This is a genomic window from Kocuria himachalensis (assembly GCF_054784195.1).
Window position 1 is genome coordinate 25444 of record NZ_BAAGPL010000005.1, and the last position, 18052, is coordinate 43495.

15 protein-coding genes and 1 other RNA gene are annotated in these 18052 nt (G+C 73.0%); 8 read left to right on the forward strand and 8 right to left on the reverse strand.

All coding sequences use genetic code 11. The features are described from left to right. Positions 1-24 precede the first annotated feature (24 nt). From ACYVM4_RS03535 to guaB1, 3 genes are all read right to left on the reverse strand, one after another. Positions 25-1107 carry a hemolysin family protein gene (locus tag ACYVM4_RS03535; protein WP_368820210.1) on the reverse strand — a complete coding sequence of 361 codons (1083 nt, stop codon included), beginning with the start codon at positions 1105-1107 and terminating at the stop codon, positions 25-27. Further along, positions 1104-2465, reverse strand: a complete 1362-nt coding sequence (locus tag ACYVM4_RS03540; protein ID WP_368820211.1) for a hemolysin family protein — start codon at positions 2463-2465, stop codon at positions 1104-1106. The genes ACYVM4_RS03535 and ACYVM4_RS03540 overlap by 4 nt, the downstream gene beginning before the upstream one ends. Before the next feature lie 209 nt (positions 2466-2674). Further along, entirely contained in the window at positions 2675-4132 is a 1458-nt protein-coding gene (guaB1, locus tag ACYVM4_RS03545) for a GMP reductase (protein WP_368820212.1), read from the reverse strand. 271 nt (positions 4133-4403) lie between these two features. On the opposite strand from guaB1, the gene ACYVM4_RS03550 reads away from it, so the two are divergent. The 3 genes from ACYVM4_RS03550 to ACYVM4_RS03560 all read left to right on the forward strand — a co-directional run bounded on the left by ACYVM4_RS03550 (position 4404) and on the right by ACYVM4_RS03560 (position 9225). Next, positions 4404-8279 carry a multifunctional oxoglutarate decarboxylase/oxoglutarate dehydrogenase thiamine pyrophosphate-binding subunit/dihydrolipoyllysine-residue succinyltransferase subunit gene (locus tag ACYVM4_RS03550; protein ID WP_368820213.1) on the forward strand — a complete coding sequence of 1292 codons (3876 nt, stop codon included), beginning with the start codon at positions 4404-4406 and terminating at the stop codon, positions 8277-8279. A 135-nt stretch (positions 8280-8414) separates the two neighbouring features. Continuing rightward, on the forward strand, positions 8415-9014 hold the full coding sequence (locus ACYVM4_RS03555; RefSeq protein WP_368820214.1) for a GDSL-type esterase/lipase family protein: 600 nt from the start codon (positions 8415-8417) through the stop codon (positions 9012-9014). Positions 9015-9150: 136 nt separating this feature from the next. Continuing rightward, entirely contained in the window at positions 9151-9225 is a 75-nt protein-coding gene (locus tag ACYVM4_RS03560) for a 50S ribosomal protein bL37 (RefSeq protein ID WP_095343185.1), read from the forward strand. 176 nt (positions 9226-9401) lie between these two features. Here the strand turns inward: ACYVM4_RS03560 and rsrA are convergent, their stop codons facing one another. Both rsrA and ACYVM4_RS03570 read right to left on the reverse strand, forming a co-directional pair. Beyond that, complete coding sequence (gene rsrA / locus ACYVM4_RS03565; RefSeq protein ID WP_368820215.1) at positions 9402-9668, reverse strand: mycothiol system anti-sigma-R factor; 267 nt, start codon at positions 9666-9668, stop codon at positions 9402-9404. Positions 9669-9670: 2 nt separating this feature from the next. Further along, on the reverse strand, positions 9671-10339 hold the full coding sequence (locus ACYVM4_RS03570; RefSeq protein WP_368820216.1) for a sigma-70 family RNA polymerase sigma factor: 669 nt from the start codon (positions 10337-10339) through the stop codon (positions 9671-9673). 307 nt (positions 10340-10646) lie between these two features. Here ACYVM4_RS03570 and ACYVM4_RS03575 point away from each other — a divergent pair, with 307 nt between their 5' ends. The 4 genes from ACYVM4_RS03575 (at position 10647) to hisN (ending at position 14553) form a co-directional block, all read left to right on the forward strand. Beyond that, positions 10647-11186, forward strand: a complete 540-nt coding sequence (locus tag ACYVM4_RS03575) for a DoxX family membrane protein (RefSeq protein ID WP_368820217.1) — start codon at positions 10647-10649, stop codon at positions 11184-11186. A gap of 19 nt (positions 11187-11205) precedes the next feature. Then, complete coding sequence (gene aroA, locus ACYVM4_RS03580) at positions 11206-12585, forward strand: 3-phosphoshikimate 1-carboxyvinyltransferase (RefSeq protein WP_438612789.1); 1380 nt, start codon at positions 11206-11208, stop codon at positions 12583-12585. After that, positions 12575-13684 (forward strand): ribosome small subunit-dependent GTPase A, encoded by a 1110-nt coding sequence (rsgA, locus tag ACYVM4_RS03585; RefSeq protein ID WP_460667703.1) that lies wholly within the window; start codon positions 12575-12577, stop codon positions 13682-13684. Before aroA ends, rsgA begins: the two co-directional genes overlap by 11 nt. 71 nt (positions 13685-13755) lie before the next feature. Next, positions 13756-14553 (forward strand): histidinol-phosphatase, encoded by a 798-nt coding sequence (gene hisN, locus ACYVM4_RS03590; RefSeq protein ID WP_368820221.1) that lies wholly within the window; start codon positions 13756-13758, stop codon positions 14551-14553. A gap of 81 nt (positions 14554-14634) precedes the next feature. Here hisN and ACYVM4_RS03595 read toward each other — a convergent pair whose 3' ends face one another. The 3 genes from ACYVM4_RS03595 to smpB form a co-directional block, all read right to left on the reverse strand. Further along, entirely contained in the window at positions 14635-15402 is a 768-nt protein-coding gene (locus tag ACYVM4_RS03595; protein ID WP_460667704.1) for a DUF4190 domain-containing protein, read from the reverse strand. A gap of 234 nt (positions 15403-15636) precedes the next feature. After that, positions 15637-16018: a transfer-messenger RNA gene (gene ssrA / locus ACYVM4_RS03600) on the reverse strand. Positions 16019-16104: 86 nt separating this feature from the next. Next, positions 16105-16581 carry an SsrA-binding protein SmpB gene (gene smpB / locus ACYVM4_RS03605; protein WP_368820223.1) on the reverse strand — a complete coding sequence of 159 codons (477 nt, stop codon included), beginning with the start codon at positions 16579-16581 and terminating at the stop codon, positions 16105-16107. Positions 16582-16760: 179 nt separating this feature from the next. On the opposite strand from smpB, the gene ACYVM4_RS03610 reads away from it, so the two are divergent. Continuing rightward, complete coding sequence (locus tag ACYVM4_RS03610) at positions 16761-17996, forward strand: polysaccharide pyruvyl transferase family protein (RefSeq protein WP_368820224.1); 1236 nt, start codon at positions 16761-16763, stop codon at positions 17994-17996. Positions 17997-18052 lie beyond the last annotated feature (56 nt).

Sequence of the window (18052 nt, forward strand, 5' to 3'; positions counted from 1 at the left end):
GGCCGGCCGGCGGGTGCGGGTCCGTCAGCGCGGTGGTTCCGAGGTGTCCATCCGGTCCCCGCGGCGCTGCCGCCGGTCCTGGGTGGTGTCCCGGATCTCCCCCACCAGCTCCTCGATGACGTCCTCGAGGAACAGCACGCCCAGGGTCTGCCCGCCGGCATCGACCACGCGCGCCAGGTGCGAGCCCGTGCGCTGCATCGCCGCCAGCGCGTCGTCGATCTCGATGCCGGGGCGCAGGTTCGCCAGCGAGCGCACGCGGGTCACCGGCACCGGCTCGTTGTAGCGGCTCTCCGGGATCGAGAGCACGTCCTTGATGTGCAGGTAGCCGTTGAGCTCGCCGTCGTCCTCCGTGAGGGCGAACCGGGAGAAGCCGGTGCGGGCCACCGCCTTCTCGACCTCCGCGGCGGAGGCGTCCTCGGGCAGGGTCACGAGCTGGTGCAGGGGCACCATGACGTCGGCGGTGCGCTTGGACGAGAACTCGAGGGCGCCGGACAGCAGGCCCGTCTGGTCCGCCACGGTGCCCTCCTTCGTGGACTCCGCCACGATGGACTGGAGCTCGTCGAGGGTGAAGGTCGAGGAGACCTCGTCCTTCGGCTCGATGCCCAGGAGCTTCAGGACGTGGTTCGCCGCCCAGTTCAGCGTGGCGATGACCGGCTTGACCACCCGGGAGACGAACACGAGCGGCGGTGCGAGCAGCAGCACCGCGCGGTCCGCGGCGGACACCGACATGTTCTTCGGCACCATCTCCCCGAACACCACGTGCAGGAAGGTGACCACGAGCAGGGCCGTGAGGAACCCGCTGACGTCGGCGACCTCGGCCGGCACGCCCAGGTGCTCCAGCGGGCCGGAGACGATGTGGTGCAGCGCCGGCTCGGAGATGTTGAGGATCAGCAGCGAGCACACGGTGATGCCCAGCTGGCAGCAGGCCAGCATCAGGGACACGTGCTCCATCGCGTACAGCGCCGTCCGGGCCCGCTTGTTGCCGTCCTCGGCCAGCGGCTCGATCTGGCTGCGCCGCGCGGACATGACGGCGAACTCGCCGCCCACGAAGAAGGCGTTGCCCGCCAGGAGCACCACGAGCCATGCCAGGCCTGCCCAGTCGCTCATCGTGCGTCCTCCTCTCGGGTGCCGCTCTCGCGGGCCCCCGCCGGGGCGTCCTCGGGCTCGGCCGGTGCCGGGACGAAGCGGATGCGGTCCACGCGGCGCCCCTCCATCCGGGCGACCTCGAGCACGCCGCCCTGCACGGGGACCACGTCCCCGGGCCTCGGGATCTGCCCGAGCCGGTCCATCATGAACCCGCCCATGGTCTCGTAGGCGGGACCGTCCTCGATGTCGAGCTCGGTGATCTGCTCGGAGACCTCGTCGGGGCGCATCAGGCCGGGGAAGTACCACTCGCCCGCCGCGGACTGCAGGGCGCCGAGGCTGAGCCGGTCGTGCTCGTCGGAGACCTCCCCGACCACCTCCTCCACGAGGTCCTCCAGGGTGACGACGCCGGCGGTGCCGCCCCACTCGTCGACGACGACGGCCATCTGGAGCCCGCCGGAGCGCAGCTGCACGAGGAGGGAGTCCAGGTGGACGGTCTCGGGCACGCGCAGGACGTCCTCCATGATCGCCCCGCACTCGAGGGCGGCGCGGCGCTCCGACGGCACGGCCACGGCCTTCTTGACGTGGACCACGCCGCGGACGTCGTCCGGGGAGTCATCCATCACGGGGAAGCGGGAGTGCCCGGTGCGGGAGGCGACGGCCACGACGTCCGCGACGGACTCGTGGGAGTCGAGCATCTGCACGCGGATCCGGGGTGTCATGACGTCCGCGGCCGTGCGCTCCGCGAACGTGAGGGTCTTGGCGACGAACGCGGCGGTGCCGGCGTCCAGGGTGCCCATCTTCGCGGAGCGGCGGACCATCGAGGACAGCTCCTCCGGGGAGCGCGCGCCCGAGAGCTCCTCCTTGGCCTCCATCCCGAACAGGTGCAGGACGCGGTTGGCCACGCCGTTGAGGGTGACGACGAACGGCTTGAACACCGCGGTGAACACGAGCTGTGGGCGGGCGACCCTCCGTCCCACCCGGAACGCCTCCGCGATGGCCCAGTTCTTGGGCACGAGCTCGCCCAGCAGCATGGACAGCAGGGTGGAGATGAGCATCGACAGCGCCAGGGTCGCTCCCCCGGCCGCCGCCACGGACAGGCCGGTGAGCTCGGCGATCGGCTCCCGCAGGAAGGACTGGAGCGCCAGGTCCAGGGTGTAGCCGGTGAGCAGGGTGGTCAGGGTGATCCCCAGCTGGCAGCTGGAGAGCTGCGTGGACAGGGACTTGAGGCACTTGAGCAGTGGTTCCGCGGCGCGGTCGCCCTCGGCGATCGCCCGGCGCACCGTGGTCTGGTCGAGGGCCACGAGCGAGAACTCCACGGCCACGAAGAAGCCCGTGCCGAGGATGAGGAGCAGGCCCGCCGCCAGGAGCAGCCATTCCATCAGGAGCGGCCTCCCGCGGCGTCCCGCCGTGCGGGGGCGGGGCGGTCGGAGGCCGGGCGGCCGGGGGCGGGGCGGCCGGGGGCGGGGAGGGGGACGGTGGGTGAGCCGGCTCGGGGGCCGCGGCGGGGGACGCCGCGGCCGGGCCGGCAACTACTGAACGAGTCCATGAGAGCTCCAGGGTACCGGAGCGGGAGCCGCCGGGCGCGTGCTCACGACCAGCTGACGGGGCGCGCCCTGCCCTCCTCGTAGCCGGAGGCGGACTGGATGCCGACCACGGCCCGGGCCGCGAACTGCTCGAGGGTCGTGGCGCCCGCGTAGGTCATGGAGCTGCGCACGCCCGCGGTGATCTGGTCCACGAGGTCCTCCACGCCGGGGCGCTCGGGGTCCAGGTACATCTTGGAGCTCGAGATGCCCTCCTCGAACAGTCCCTTGCGGGCCCGGGCGAAGGCGCCCTCGCCGCGGGTGCGCTCGCGCACGGCGCGGGTCGAGGCCATGCCGAAGCTCTCCTTGTACATGCGGCCGTCGGCGTCCACGTTCAGCTCGCCGGGGCCCTCGTGGGTGCCGGCGAACCAGGAGCCCACCATCACCTGGCTGGCCCCGGCCGCAAGTGCGAGGGCCACGTCCCGGGGGTGCTTCACGCCGCCGTCCGCCCAGACGTGCCGGCCCAGCCCGGCGGCGGCCTCGGCGCACTCGAGCACGGCGGAGAACTGGGGCCGGCCCACGGCGGTCATCATCCGGGTGGTGCACATCGCGCCGGGGCCCACACCGACCTTCACGATGTCCGCGCCGGCGTCGACGAGGTCCTGGACGCCGTCGGCGGTGACCACGTTGCCGGCCACGACGGGCACGTCGGGGGCCGCCGCGCGGACCTGCTCGAGGGCCTCGATCATCTTGCGCTGGTGGCCGTGCGCGGTGTCCACGACGAGCACGTCCACGCCGGCGTCGAGCAGTGCCCGTGCCTTGCCCCGGACGTCCCCGTTGATCCCGACGGCGGCGCCCACCCGGAGCCGGCCCGCGCCGTCCAGCGCGGGGGTGTAGATGGTGGAGCGGACCGTGCCCTTGCGGGTCAGCACGCCCACGACCGTGTCGCCGTCGAGCACCGGCGCCACGTGGGCGCGGGTCTGGGTGAGCCGGTCGTAGGCGGCGGCGAGGACGTCGTCGCCGGACCCGGCACGGACCTCCGCCAGCGAGAACACCGGGGCGTCGGTGCGCATGATCGAGCCGAGCTGCGTGAATCGGTCCACCTCGGCGCAGTCGGCCGCGAGCACCACCCCGCGGTAGGCCCGCTCCGGGCCGCAGACCACCACGGCGCCGTGGGGGCGCTTGTGCATGATGCCCAGGGCGTCGTGGACGGTGTCCTCGGCGCCGAGCACCACCGGCGTCTCGAAGCGCGGCGAGCGGTCCTTGACCCAGGACGTGACGTCCGCGATGACGTCGAGCGGGATGTCCTGCGGCAGGATGCCCAGTCCGCCGCGGCGGGCGAGCGTCTCGACCATCCGGCGCCCGGTGACGGCCGTCATGTTCGCGGCCACCAGCGGCACGGTGGCGCCCGTGCCGTCGCGCGGGGAGAGGTCGACGTCGAACCGGGAGGTGACCCGGGAGCTCGAGGGGACGAGGAAGACGTCGCTGTAGGTCAGGTCGGACGTGGGGGTGTTGAGGAATCGCACGCCCGCCAGTCTAGCCGGGGGCCCGCGACACGCGCCCCGGGGGCGGGGCGGCGGACTAGCCATGCCGCCGCGCGGATCACTAGACTCGCCGGAGGTACGGCCGCGCCCGGTCGACGACCGTCCGGCACCTCCCGGAGGCGGACGCCTCCGGCTGTCACGGGAGACGGCCGGCGACGAACACCGGCGGCGGTCCGGACGCTGCCGGGACCGACACTGTGGGGACCGGGCAGACGGCCTCCACGCGATCAACCATGGAAGAGGCGTATTCCCCGTGCCACATCAGCCACAGCACCCCATCCCTGAAGAATTCGCAGGTAACGAGTGGCTCGTCGACGAACTGTTCGAGAAGTACCGGACGGACAAGAACTCGGTGGACGAGAAGTGGTGGCCCATCTTCGAGTCGATGAGCGCGGACAGCGGCACGGCCGCGGAGCAACCGGCCGCCGCGCAGGCCCCGGCGCCCCCGGCCGCCCAGGCCCCCGCGAAGGAGGCGGCCCCCGCGGCCTCCCCCGCGCGGCCCCAGGCCGCCGCCCAGCCCCCCGCGGCCCGGAGGACCTCCTCCGGAACCGCCGCCCGCACCGCCTCCGCCCCGACGGCGGAGCCCGCGACGGCGCCGGCGCCCACCCGGTCCGGGGCCAAGGCGGAGGGCCGGCCCGAGTCCGAGCACGGTGAGACCGAGGCCGCGGACGCGAAGAAGCCCATTCCGGCCCAGCCCGCCCGCGCCCGCGCCACGGCCCCCAACCACGACGCGCCGGCCGAGGACAAGGTCGTCAAGCTGCGCGGGCCCGCGAAGGCCGTGGCCGCCAACATGGACGCGTCCCTCACGGTGCCCACCGCCACGACGGTCCGGGCCGTCCCGGCGAAGCTGCTGATCGACAACCGGATCGTGATCAACAGCCACCTCTCCCGCAACCGTGGCGGCAAGGTGTCCTTCACGCACCTCATCGGCTACGCCGTGATCAAGGCGCTGGCCAACTACCCGTCCCAGAACGTCGTCTACGACGAGCAGGACGGCAAGCCCGTCGCGGTCCACCCGGCCCACGTCAACTTCGGCATCGCCATCGACATCCCGAACAAGGACGGCTCCCGCAACCTCGTGGTGCCGAACATCAAGGGCGCCGAGGCCATGTCCTTCACGCAGTTCTGGACCGCGTACGAGGACGTCGTCCGCCGCGCGCGCGCCAACGAGCTGACCATGGAGGACTACCAGGGCACCACGGTGTCCCTGACCAACCCGGGCGGCATCGGCACGGTCCACTCCGTGCCGCGGCTGTCCAAGGGACAGGCGTGCATCGTCGGCGTCGGCGCGCTCGACCACCCCGCCGAGTACCGGGGCTCCTCCCCCAAGACCATCGCGCGGCACGCGGTCTCGAAGATCATCACGCTGACCTCGACCTACGACCACCGCGTCATCCAGGGCGCGGGCTCCGGCGAGTTCCTGCGCCTGATCGAGTCCTACCTGCTGGGCGCGGAGGACTTCTACGACGAGATCTTCGAGGCCCTGCGGATCCCCTACGAGCCCGTGCGCTGGGCCGTGGACAACCAGGTCAACCCCGAGATCCAGGTCAACAAGGTCGCCCGGATCCAGCAGCTCATCCACGCGTACCGGGTCCGCGGACACCTCATGGCGGACACCAACCCGCTCGAGTACGTGATGCGCAAGCACCCGGACCTCGACATCCGCACCTACGGGCTGTCCCTGTGGGACCTGGAGCGCGAGTGGCCCACCGGGGGCTTCGGCGGCGCGGACGTCCTGAGCCTGCGCACCATCCTGGGCCGGCTGCGGGACGCCTACTGCCGCACCCTCGGCGTGGAGTACATGCACCTGCAGGAGCCGGAGGAGCGCGAGTGGTTCCAGGACCAGTTGGAGCACGGGTACCAGAAGCCCAGCCGTGAGGAGCAGTTCCGCATCCTCGGCCGGCTCAACGCCGCCGAGGCGTTCGAGACGTTCCTGCAGACCAAGTACGTCGGCCAGAAGCGCTTCTCCCTCGAGGGGGGCGAGTCCCTGATCCCGCTGCTGGACGAGATCATCTCCGACGCCGCCGACGCCGGGCTCGCCGGCGTGGGCATCGCCATGGCCCACCGCGGCCGGCTCAACGTGCTCACCAACATCGCCGGCAAGTCCTACGCCCAGGTCTTCCGGGAGTTCGAGGGCAGCCAGGACCCGCGCACCACCGAGGGCTCCGGCGACGTGAAGTACCACCTCGGCACGGAGGGCTCCTTCACCTCCGACAACGGCAACGAGACCCAGGTCTACCTCGCCGCGAACCCGTCCCACCTCGAGGCCGCCGACCCGGTCATCGAGGGCATCGCCCGGGCCAAGACCGACGTCCTGGGCGCCGGGCCCGAGGGCGACGGCACGTTCCCGGTGCTGCCGATCCAGGTGCACGGCGACGCGGCCTTCGCGGGCCAGGGCGTCGTGGCCGAGGTCCTGCAGATGGCCCTGCTGCCCGGCTACACCGTGGGCGGCACCGTCCACGTCGTCGTGAACAACCAGGTGGGCTTCACCACCTCGCCCGCCGCGGCCCGGTCCACCACCTACGCGACGGACATCGCCAAGGGCCTCCAGGCGCCGATCTTCCACGTCAACGCCGACGACCCCGAGGCCGTCACCCACGTGGGCCAGATGGCGTTCGCCTACCGGCAGACCTTCCACAAGGACGTCATCATCGACCTCGTCTGCTACCGGCGGCGCGGCCACAACGAGGGCGACGACCCCTCGATGACCCAGCCGCTGATGTACAACCTCATCGAGGAGAAGCGCTCGACCCGCAAGATCTACACCGAGAACCTCGTGGGGCGCGGCGACATCACCCAGGAGGAGGCCGACCGGGCGCTGAAGGACTACCAGGAGCGGCTGGAGCGGGTCTTCGCCGAGACCCACGAGGCGCAGACCTCCTCCATCCCGCTGGTCACCGGGGACTCCGCCGCGATCTCGAACATCGAGCGGCCCTCCGCCCAGCAGGCGGACTCGGGGGTCTCGATCCCCCGCACCACGGCGATCTCCACCGAGGCCGCCCAGCGCATCGGCGCGGTGCACGTGGAGGTCCCCGAGGACTTCGCCGTGCACAAGAAGCTGCGCAAGCTGCTCGAGCGCCGCGAGGCGATGACCCGCGAGGGCGGCGTGGACTGGGGCATGGGCGAGCTCATGGCCTTCGGGTCCCTCATGATGGAGGGCATCCCGGTCCGGATGTCCGGCCAGGACGTCCGGCGCGGCACCTTCACCCAGCGCCACGCCGTGTTCTACGACTCCGGCACCGGCGCGGAGTGGACCCCGCTCAACCACCTCTCCGGGAACCAGGCGCAGCTGGCGATCTACAACTCGCTGCTGTCCGAGTACGGCGTGCTGGGCTTCGAGTACGGCTACTCCGTGGAGCGGCCCGACGCCCTGACCGTGTGGGAGGCCCAGTTCGGCGACTTCGTCAACGGCGCCCAGATCATCCTGGACGAGTTCGTCTCCTCCGCGGAGCAGAAGTGGGGCCAGCGCTCGTCGCTGGTCATGCTCCTGCCGCACGGCTTCGAGGGGCAGGGACCGGACCACTCCTCGGCCCGCATCGAGCGCTTCCTGACACTGTGCGCCGAGAAGAACATGGTCGTGGCCAACCCCTCGACGCCGGCGAGCCACTTCCACCTGCTGCGCCGGCAGGCCTACAGCCGCCCGCGCAAGCCGCTGGTGGTGGCCACGCCGAAGCAGCTGCTGCGCCTCAAGGCGGCGGCCTCCCCGATCGAGGAGTTCACGTCCGGCGGGTTCCGCCCCGTGATCGGCGACCAGGCGGGGCTCGAGGCCTCCGAGGTCACGGACGTGGTGCTGGTCTCCGGCCGGCTCTACTACGACCTCGCCGCGGCCCGCGAGGAGCGCAAGGACCGGAGGACGGCGATCGTGCGCGTGGAGCAGCTGTACCCGCTGCCCCTCGCGGAGCTGCGGGAGGAGCTCGGCAAGTACCCCGAGGCCCGGCTCACGTGGGCGCAGGACGAGCCCGCCAACCAGGGCGCCTGGCCGTTCATGGCGGTCAACCTCGTGCCGCAGCTCGACCGGCCGGTCCGGCTGTCGTCCCGCCCCGCGTCCGCGTCCCCGGCCAACGGGTCGGCCAAGCGCCACGCGGCCGAGCTCGAGACCCTGGTGCAGACGGCCTTCGAGCGCGACTGAGCCCGTCCCGGGAGGGCGGGGGCCCGTGCCCCTGCCCTCCCGCACGTCCCCAGCGAGTCCGGCGCCGGCCCGTGCCCACGGGCCGGCGCCGCTCGTCCCCCCAGACATCCCGCACCCCCGACCAGAAAGAACGACGTGGAGCAACGAAGGATCAGAATTGTCGCAGTCGGTGACGAGCTGCTGGCCGGCGAGGGCGACCCCCGGGGCCTCGGCTGGTTCGGGCGGGTCATGGCCCGGACCCCGCACCACGTGGTCCCGGTGTCCGCCTACAACCTGGCGGCGCCCGGCGAGGGCAGCGAGTCGCTCAACGAGCGCTGGTTCGAGGAGGCGGCCCGCCGCTTCTCCCCCGGACACGACAACCGCCTGGTCATCGCGCCCTCCACCCTGGACATCGAGCTGTCCATCACGAGTGCGCGGTCCCGGCTGAACATGGCCAACATCATCGACACCGCCTCCCAGCACAACGTGCGGGTCCTCGTCGTCGGCCCCCCGCCCACGATGGACGCCGAGCGCAACCGCCGGATCGCGGACCTCTCGGCCGCCTACGCGGACGTGACGACCCGGCGCAACCACGTCTACGTGGACACCTTCAACCCGCTGCAGCACCACGAGCAGTGGCGCAAGGACCTCGCGGCCAACCACGGCCACCCCGGCCAGGCCGGCTACGGTCTGATGGCGTGGCTCGTCCTGCACCGCGGCTGGTACGACTGGCTGGACCTGCCCGAGCCCCGGTGAGCTACGCCCGTCCCGCGTGTGAGAGAATGGCGGGCAGTGCCTCGTCCGGCCGCCGCTGACATCACCAGACCACGCGGGAACGGACGCCGACACCCACGATCCGCCGCGGGCGACCGCGGACAGACAGGAGGCTCGTATGAGCAAGCGCGGACGCAAGCGCAAGGACCGCCGCAAGGGCGGCGCCAACCACGGCAAGCGCCCCAACGCCTGAGGTCCTTCCCGGACCCCGGCGACGCCGTGACGGAAGGGCCCCGGACCGCTGACGCGGTCCGGGGCCCTTCCGTGTGCCCGGGATCCGTCCCGGTGCCCGAGGCCCCTCCGTGCGGCCCGGCGCCGTCCGCGGGTCGGGGCGCCGCGCCCGGGCGGCCGGAGCGCACGCCGCCGGGCTCAGGCGGCCGGTGGGTCCTGGCGCGCCCCGTGCAGCCGGGCGAGGATGGAGAGCCGCAGGTCGGCGGGCGCGGTCTCCGCGCAGGACCGCCGGACCACGGAGCGGATGACGCACTCCAGGTCGTACTCGCGGGCGCACTCCGGGCACTCGAGGAGGTGGCCGTGGATCTCGTCGAGGTCCTCCGCCGGGAGCACCCCGTCGAGGTACTCGTAGATCAGCCGGATCCTCTCGTCCGTGCAGCATCCGGGGCTCTCGCAGTCGGCCATGTCTACTTGTCCTTTTCCTTCTTCTTGTCGCCGGTCACCCTGGACGTGTCGAAGCCGCGCTCGGCGGCGTAGTCGGCGAGCTTCTCGCGCAGCAGCTTCCGCCCGCGGTGCAGGCGGGACATCACCGTCCCGATCGGCGTGTCCATGATCTCGGAGATCTCCTTGTAGGCGAACCCCTCCACGTCGGAGAAGTACACCGCCAGCCGGAACTCCTCGGGCAGCTCCTGGAGGGCGCGCTTGACGTCGCTGTCCGGCAGGTGGTCCAGCGCCTCGACCTCCGCGGAGCGCAGCCCCGAGGAGGTGTGGGACTCGGCGCGGTGCAGCTGCCAGTCCTCCACGGTGTCGGTGTTGGCCTGCAGCGGCTCGCGCTGCCGCTTGCGGTACAGGTTGATGTACGTGTTCGTGAGGATGCGGTACAGCCACGCCTTGAGGTTCGTGCCGGGCTTGTACTGGTGGAACGCGGAGAAGGCCTTCGTGTAGGCCTCCTGCACGAGGTCCTCGGCGTCGGCCGGGTTGCGAGCCATGCGCAGGGCGGCGGCGTAGAGCTGGTCCACGTACTCCATGGCGTCCTGCTCGAAGCGCGCCTTCCGGTCCTCGGGGGTCTCGGTCTCGACGTCGACGGGCGGCTCGGTGCGCTGGGGCGCGGCCCCCGGCTGGTTCTGCTCGTTCATCACGGCCCAGTCTACGGGGACACGGGCCGGGGCCGGCTCGAGAACGCTCGTGGGGGCGGTGATGGCTGCTCCTCTCCCCCGGCCGTGCGGGTCCGCTCGCTGGACTGTGGTGGTGGCCTGCCCCTGGCGGGCCGGTCGCTGTCCTGCACAACGGGAGACACCGCCACGCCTATTCCCCACCGCGGTGGCCCCGTGCTCGCCCCGTGCGCGGTCCCCGTGGCTAGGATGGGACGAGCGGCGCCGTCCGCCGATCCAGCCCCGCCCGACCACAGCCCCGCGGTACCGCACTGCCGCCGAGGAGGAACCCATGAGCATCGTCCGTCGCATCGCCCGCCCGCTGCTGGCCACCGGTTACGTCGCCAACGGGGTGGAGAGCTTCCGCTCCTCGTCCAGCGCCGCCCAGCACCTCGCCCCCGCGGCGTCCGCCGTCACGAAGGCCTTCCCGCAGGTCGGCCCCGCACTCCAGAACCCCGCGATGGTGGCCCAGGGGCTCGCCGCGGCGCAGGTCGGCGCGGCCGTCCTCTTCGGCCTCGGCCGGCTGCCCCGCCTCTCGGCCGGCGTCCTCGTGACCACCACGGCCCTCAACGCCTACGCCGACTACCGCGCCGCGGAGGCGAGCACGGCGGAGCAGAAGGCCGCCCGCCGCTCCACCGCGTTCAAGAACGCCTCGCTCGTGGGCGCGGTCATGCTCGCCGCCGTGGACACCGAGGGCAACCCGTCCCTGCTGTGGCGCGCCGAGCACCTCGCCGGGGACGTCCGCAAGAACGCCTCCAAGCTGGGCAAGGACACCCAGAAGCAGGTCGCGAAGGCCGAGAAGGCCCTCCAGCACGCCGTCAAGCAGGGCTAGGCCGCGGCCCCCTGTCGTGATGCCGTCGGAGTCCTCCGCCCCCGTGGCCCGTCCCGACGCCGCGGAGCCGGCCCCGCAGCACGAGCTGTGGCCGGCTCCGTTCGTCGGTCCCCGTCCCGTCGTCGCCGAGCTGACGGTGCCGGGCTCGAAGTCCCTCACCAACCGGTACCTGCTGCTCGCCGCCCTGGCGGACGGCCCGTGCCGGCTGCGCTCGCCCCTGCACTCCCGCGACTCCCGGCTCATGGTCGAGGCCCTGCGCGCCCTGGGGGCCCGCGTCGAGGAGGTGCCGGGGGACGGCGGCTTCGGCCCCGACCTGCGCGTCGAGCCCGCCGCGTGGGACGCCACGGACCCGGTGACCGTCGAGTGCGGGCTGGCCGGGACCGTGATGCGCTTCGTGCCGCCCGTCGCCGCCCTCGCGCGGCGTCCCGTCACCTTCGACGGCGACCCGGGCGCCCGGGTGCGCCCCATGGGACCGGTGATCGACGCCCTGCGCGGGCTCGGCCTGCGCGTCGAGGACGACGGCCGCGGCCGGCTGCCCTTCACCGTGCACGGCACCGGCGGGGCGCGCGGCGGGGAGCTGGAGATCGACGCCACCGGCTCCAGTCAGTTCGTCTCCGCCCTGCTGCTCGCCGGCGCCCGCTTCGACGACGGGCTCGTGCTGCGCCACCGCAGCGCCGACGGCTCGGGCCGCGGCGTGCCGTCCATGCCGCACGTCGAGATGACCGTCGAGGTGCTGCGCGGCCTCGGGGTCTCCGTGGACGACACCGTGCCCGACGAGTGGCGGGTGGCCCCCGGGCCGGTGCGGGCCTTCGACGTGACCATCGAGCAGGACCTCTCCAACGCCGGGCCGTTCCTGGCCGCCGCGGTGGTGACCGGCGGGCGGGTCTCGGTGCCCCGCTGGCCCGCCCGCACCACCCAGGGCGGCGACCACTGGAAGCACATCCTCCCGGCCTTCGGCGCGGCCGTGGAGCTCACGGACGGGACCTTCACCGTCACGGGCCCCGTCACGGTGACCGGGGTCGACCTCGACCTCGGCGCGGCCGGGGAGCTCGCGCCCACCGTCGCGGCCGTGTGCGCGGTCGCCGGCACGCCCTCGCGGCTGCGCGGCATCGCGCACCTGCGCGGCCACGAGACCGACCGGCTCGCCGCGCTCGTCACCGAGATCAACCGGCTCGGCGGCGACGCCGAGGAGACCCCGGACGGGCTGGTGATCCGGCCGGCGCCCCTGCACGGGGGGACGTTCCACAGCTACGAGGACCACCGCATGGCCACCGCCGGCGCCGTGATCGGCCTCGTGGTCCCGGACGTCCGGGTCGAGAACATCGCGACCACCGCCAAGACCCTGCCCGAGTTCCCTCGGCTGTGGGCGGAGCTCACAGGCACGAGCCGTGACGCGTAGGGACTCCGTCCGGCGCGACTGGGACGAGTCGGACGTGCGCGTCCGTCCCAGCAAGACCGGCTCCCGCCCGCGCACCAAGGAGCGGCCCGCGCACGAGGACGCGGTCACCGGCCGCATCGTCACCGTGGACCGCGGCCGCTACACCGCGATCCTCGAGGAGGACACGCCCCGGGAGCGGCTGGTCGTGGCGGTGCGCGCCAGGGAGCTGCGGCGCCGGCCCGTGGTCGCCGGCGACCTCGTCGGCCTCGTCGGCGACGTCAGCGGCGCCCCGGACTCCCTGGCCCGCCTCGTGCGGATCGAGGAGCGCTCCACCGTCCTGCGCCGCAGCGCGGACGACACCGACCCGGTCGAGCGCGTCGTGGTCGCCAACGCCGACCAGCTCGTGGTCGTCGTGGCCGCCGCCAACCCCGAGCCCCGCACCGGGTTCATCGACCGCTCCCTCGTGGCCGCCTACGACGCCGGCATCGAGCCGCTGCTGTGCATCACCAAGACCGACCTGCGGGACCCCGCCGAGCTCATCTCCCACTACACGGCCCTCGAGCTGCCCGTGCTCGTCTCCGGGCCTGCCCGGGAGGTCCCGGCCGACGACGACGGGACCACGCTGCCCCTCGACCCCGCGCTCGTCGAGGCCCTGCGCGAGCGTCTCGACGGTCACGTCTCGGTGCTGCTGGGGCACTCCGGCGTGGGCAAGTCCACCCTCGTCAACGCCCTCACGGGCGCCGACCGGGCCACGGGCGGGGTGAACGCGGTGACCGGGCGGGGCCGGCACACGTCGTCGTCGGCCCTCGCCCTGAAGATCGAGGACGCCTCCCCCGGGTCCTGGATCATCGACACCCCCGGCATCCGCTCGTTCGGTCTGGCGCACGTGGACCACGACCGGATCGTGGAGTCCTTCGACGAGCTCGCCGAGGCGATCGCCGAGTGCCCCAAGGGCTGCCGGCACACGGGCACCTCCCCCGGCTGCGCCCTGGACGCCTGGGTGGCGCAGGGCCGCGCCGGGGACGCGGGCGCGTCCCGGCTGGTCTCCCTGCGCCGTCTGCTCGGGGCCGGGGAGCGCCCCGGGGAGGCCCGCGAGGACAAGGAGCTGGGCGTCCAGTGACCCGCCGGGCAGGGTGCCTCCCACCCCCGTCCGACCAGGCTCGGGACCGCGCTTCGGGGTAGGTTGGTCCAATGCGCAGCCCCAGCAACTACACCGACGACCTCCGCCTCGCCCACATCCTGGCCGACGCCGTGGACCGCCTGACCATGCGCCGGTTCAAGGCCCAGGACCTCGCGGTGGAGACCAAGCCCGACCTCACCCCCGTGACGGACGCCGACCGCGAGGCCGAGCAGCTCATCCGCACCCAGCTGGGGCGCGCGCGCAACCGGGACGCCGTGATCGGCGAGGAGTACGGCGCCACCGGCAGCGGCGCCCGGCAGTGGGTCGTGGACCCCATCGACGGCACCAAGAACTTCGTGCGCGGCGTGCCGGTGTGGGCCACCCTGATCGCCCTCGTCGACGAGGGCCGGCCGGTGGTCGGTGTGGTCTCCGCGCCGGCGCTCGGCCGCCGCTGGTGGGCGGCGGCCGGTGGGGGCGCGTTCACCGGCAAGTCCCTGGCCAACGCCCAGCGCATCCACGTCTCGCAGGTCGGGCGGCTGTCCGACGCCTCGCTGTCCTACTCCTCGCTCACCGGGTGGCGGGACCGCGGTGTGCGCGACCGCTTCCTGGAGCTCACCGACGAGGTCTGGCGGACCCGGGCCTACGGCGACTTCTGGTCCTACTGCCTCCTCGCCGAGGGCGCGGTGGACATCGCCTGCGAGCCCGAGCTCAGCCTGCACGACATGGCCGCGCTCGTGCCCGTGGTCGAGGAGGCCGGCGGCCGGTTCACGTCCCTCGAGGGCGAGCCCGGCCCGTTCGGCGGCAACGCGCTGGCCACCAACGGGCTGCTCCACGACGAGGTGCTGGGGATGCTGGCCACCGGTTCCTGAACCGCCGGCACGACGACGGGGGCCCGCACCGGTCGGTGCGGGCCCCCGTCGTCGTCGGTCGTCGTCCGTCGCCGGCAGGGGTCAGAGGTCCTGGCCGGTGAGGCCCATCTCCCGCTCGAGGCACTGCTGGAACGCGGCCTGGTCATTGGAGAACTGCGAGCAGGCCTCCATGGCCGGCCCGAACTCGCCGAACAGCGCCCCGAAGAGCACGAGGAAGAGGATGCTCGCCAGGATCGCCAGGACGCTCAGCACGATGCCGATGATCGGCAGGGCCTTGGACGCGCCCGGCGTCCTGCCCAGCTTGCGCAGCGCCACGATGCCCAGCACCAGGCCCACGAGGCCCGGGACGATGCCGAGCACGAACCAGCACGTCAGCAGCGCCACGATGCCCAGCACCAGGGAGGCGATGCCCAGACCCGTGCCGGCCGGCCGCGGGCTCGCGCCGTACTGGTTCATGTCGTACTGCCCCTGGTAGCCCTGCTGCCCCTGGTAGCCCTGACCGCCGTACTGGCCCTGGTTGTAGGCGTCCTGGCCGTACTGCCCCTGGTTGCACTGACCCTGTCCCTGGTAGCCCTGACCGCCGTACTGGTCCTGGCCGTACTGGCCCTGGCCGTAGGAGTCCTGGCCCTGGCCGTACTGGCTCTGGTAGCCCTGCTGCCCCTGGCCGTACTGCGGCGCGGAGTACTGGTCCCCCGCGGCGCCCTGGCCGGAGCGCGGCGGCTCGTAGGACGGGCCCGAGGGCGCTCCCTCGACGCGCTGGCCGTACTCGGGGACGTCCCGGCGGCCGGAGCTCGACGACCCGCCGGCACCGGTGCCGCTCTGGTCTGGCGTGTTGTCGTTGTGGCTCATGGCGATGCCCTTTCGGTCGTCTGCGGTACGGCACCAGCTTGTCACACGGCCCGCCGGGACGTCCCTCTCCCCCGCCGGGCACGGCCCGGGCGGCGGCCCGGCGTGCGGGTGGGTGGAGAGCGCCCGCGCGGTGTCCGGCGCGCGGATGAACCCGGGCACGGAGGAACCCGGGTACGGAAAAACCGGGCACGAAAAAACCGGGGAGCGCCTCGCGGCGCTCCCCGGTCAGGGATCTCGTGGAGATGGGGGGAATTGAACCCCCGTCCGATGCAGCATTGTCAGGGCTTCTCCGGGTGCAGTCTGCGTTGCGTTTTCTCAGTCCCGGCCCTCGTGCAGACACGTGGCCGACGGACTCAGTCGCGAAAGTGTTCTCCAGACGCCCGCGACGAACGGCTGGAGCAGTGGCCTTCTAAATGATGCCAGGCCCCGAGGCGAAGGCGAACTCGGGCTGACAGTCACCTTTGTAGCTGGTTACGCGGCGAGCGCGAAGTCAGCGTTGGTGGCGTTGCTCTTGGATTCGGCAACTATTGGTTTACAGAGAGCGTTTACGAGATAACCCTGCGTCCTCGACCCGCTTCCCCTGTCTCAACTCACATCGTCGAAACCGATCATCCCCGTATTCGTTTGTCAAACATCCTGCCGGAGCAGGATACATCAGTCTACCGCGCGGTACGAGCGTCCGCAAGCACTGGATCGGGTTGCTCAGCCCAGGTTCTTGTGGCGCATGGCCCGCTGGGCCTCGCGGTTGTCCTGCTGCTCCCGCAGGGTCTGGCGCTTGTCGTACTCCCGCTTGCCCTTGGCCACGGCGATCTCCACCTTGACCTTCTTCCCGTCCACGAAGTAGAGGGAGACCGGCACGATCGTGAATCCGGACTCCCGGGTCTTCTGCTGGATCTTGTCCATCTCACTGCGGTGCAGGAGCAGCTTCCGGCGGCGGCGGGCGGAGTGGTTGGTCCACGAGCCCTGCAGGTACTCGGGGATGTGGACGCCCTCGAGCCACAGCTCGCCGTCGGTGAACTGGCAGAACCCGTCCACGAGCGAGGCGCGCCCCATCCGCAGGGACTTCACCTCGGTGCCCATGAGCGCGAGACCGGCCTCGTAGGTGTCGAGGATGTGGTAGTCGTGCCGGGCCTTCTTGTTGTTGGCGATGACCTGGCGGCCGGTGTCCTTCTTGGCCATGGGCCTCCTCCCGGGTGACGGTGCGGACGGGGATCCGCCGCGCACCGGGGCACGCGGCAGGTCCTCCATCCTACGCCACGGCGGTCGCGCGGGACCGACGGCCGGCGGCCGGACCCGGCGGGTCCCCGCGCAGGAGCGTCGCCCCAGGTCACCGCTCCGGCACCCGGTAAGCTGGGCGGATGCTGGACCCAGCCCCCACCGAGCGCCCGCCCGCCGCGGACGTCCTGTACCTCGTCGGCACGAGCGGCCACCCGAACTTCGGCGACGAGTTCATCGTCGCCTCGTGGCTGCGCTTCCTCGCCCGCGCCCGGCCCGGCGCCGAGGTCTGGCTCGACTGCCCCAGCCCGGGGCTGGCGTCCCACCTCTTCGACGGACTGCACCCGGGGCTGCGGACCACCGACACCCTGTGGCGGCTCGCGTTCGAGACGACGGCGATGGACCCGGTCGCGGCCGACGCCCACGTGGACCGGGTGGTGACGCACCTGGGGTCCCCGCGCTACGACCTCGGCCTGCTCGGCGCCCGCCGGGCCGGCTCGGTGCACTTCCTCGGGGGCGGGTACCTGAACTCCATCTGGCCCCACCACGCGCGCCTGCTGCGCGCGGCGCTGCGGCTGCGCGAGGTCTCGGGCGCGAAGCTCGTCGCCACCGGCCTGGGCCTGGCCCCCGCCGCGGACGCCGAGGGCCTGCGCGCCGCGCTCGGCGCCTTCGACCACGCCACGGTCCGCGACGCGCCCAGCGCCCAGCTCTCCCGGGCCGACCGCGCCCCCGACGACGCCTTCCTCGGCCTGCCCGGCCTCGCGGGCTTCACCGGCGCACCGGCCGAGGGGGCGGACGACGGCGACGTGTGGGTGTGCCTGCAGAGCGACATGTCCGAGCCGGGGGTCCTCGACGACGCCGTCGCCGCCGTGCGGGCCGCGCTGACCGGCCCGGCGCTGGCCGGCCGGACCGTGCGGTACCTCGAGGCGATCCCGGGCGCCGACCGCACGGCCTTCGACCGGCTCGCCGACCTCGTCCCCGAGGAGAACTTCGTGCCCTTCACCCGGCTCTGGCAGGAGGGCTTCCCGGCCCGTCCGGGCCAGACGTGGCTCACCTCGCGGTTCCACTTCCACCTGCTCGCCGCCGCATGCGGCGCGGAGGGCACCGCGCTGGAGGTCAGCCCCGACTACTACCGCGTCAAGCACCAGTCCCTGCTCGAGGCCGGAACGGGGTGGTCCGTCACGCCGACCGGCAGCACGGAACCGGCCGCGCCGGACCGGTCGCCCTCCTTCCCGGCCACGGCCGCACGGCTGCACCGCGCCAAACTGCGGGAGGCGGAGGAGCTGTACCCGGCGGCCGCGGCCCCCGGGGAGAGCCCGGCCGGGCCGGAATCCCGCACCCTGCCGGGACGGACGGTGGCGCGCTTCCTGCGCCGCTGAGCACGGAGCCCCGGCCGGTCGCAGGACCGGCCGGGGCCCGGGCGGGGATCCCGCGG

What these genes read in the sequence shown, in the direction of transcription:
- ACYVM4_RS03535 (WP_368820210.1), bottom strand. Translation starts at nt 1,107, where the DNA reads ATGAGCGACTGGGCAGGCCTGGCATGGCTCGTGGTGCTCCTGGCGGGC.
- ACYVM4_RS03540 (WP_368820211.1), bottom strand. Translation starts at nt 2,465, where the DNA reads ATGGAATGGCTGCTCCTGGCGGCGGGCCTGCTCCTCATCCTCGGCACG.
- rsrA (WP_368820215.1), bottom strand. Translation starts at nt 9,668, where the DNA reads ATGGCCGACTGCGAGAGCCCCGGATGCTGCACGGACGAGAGGATCCGG.
- ACYVM4_RS03570 (WP_368820216.1), bottom strand. Translation starts at nt 10,339, where the DNA reads ATGAACGAGCAGAACCAGCCGGGGGCCGCGCCCCAGCGCACCGAGCCG.
- ACYVM4_RS03575 (WP_368820217.1), top strand. Translation starts at nt 10,647, where the DNA reads ATGAGCATCGTCCGTCGCATCGCCCGCCCGCTGCTGGCCACCGGTTAC.
- aroA (WP_438612789.1), top strand. Translation starts at nt 11,206, where the DNA reads ATGCCGTCGGAGTCCTCCGCCCCCGTGGCCCGTCCCGACGCCGCGGAG.
- hisN (WP_368820221.1), top strand. Translation starts at nt 13,756, where the DNA reads ATGCGCAGCCCCAGCAACTACACCGACGACCTCCGCCTCGCCCACATC.
- ACYVM4_RS03595 (WP_460667704.1), bottom strand. Translation starts at nt 15,402, where the DNA reads ATGAGCCACAACGACAACACGCCAGACCAGAGCGGCACCGGTGCCGGC.
- smpB (WP_368820223.1), bottom strand. Translation starts at nt 16,581, where the DNA reads ATGGCCAAGAAGGACACCGGCCGCCAGGTCATCGCCAACAACAAGAAG.
- ACYVM4_RS03610 (WP_368820224.1), top strand. Translation starts at nt 16,761, where the DNA reads ATGCTGGACCCAGCCCCCACCGAGCGCCCGCCCGCCGCGGACGTCCTG.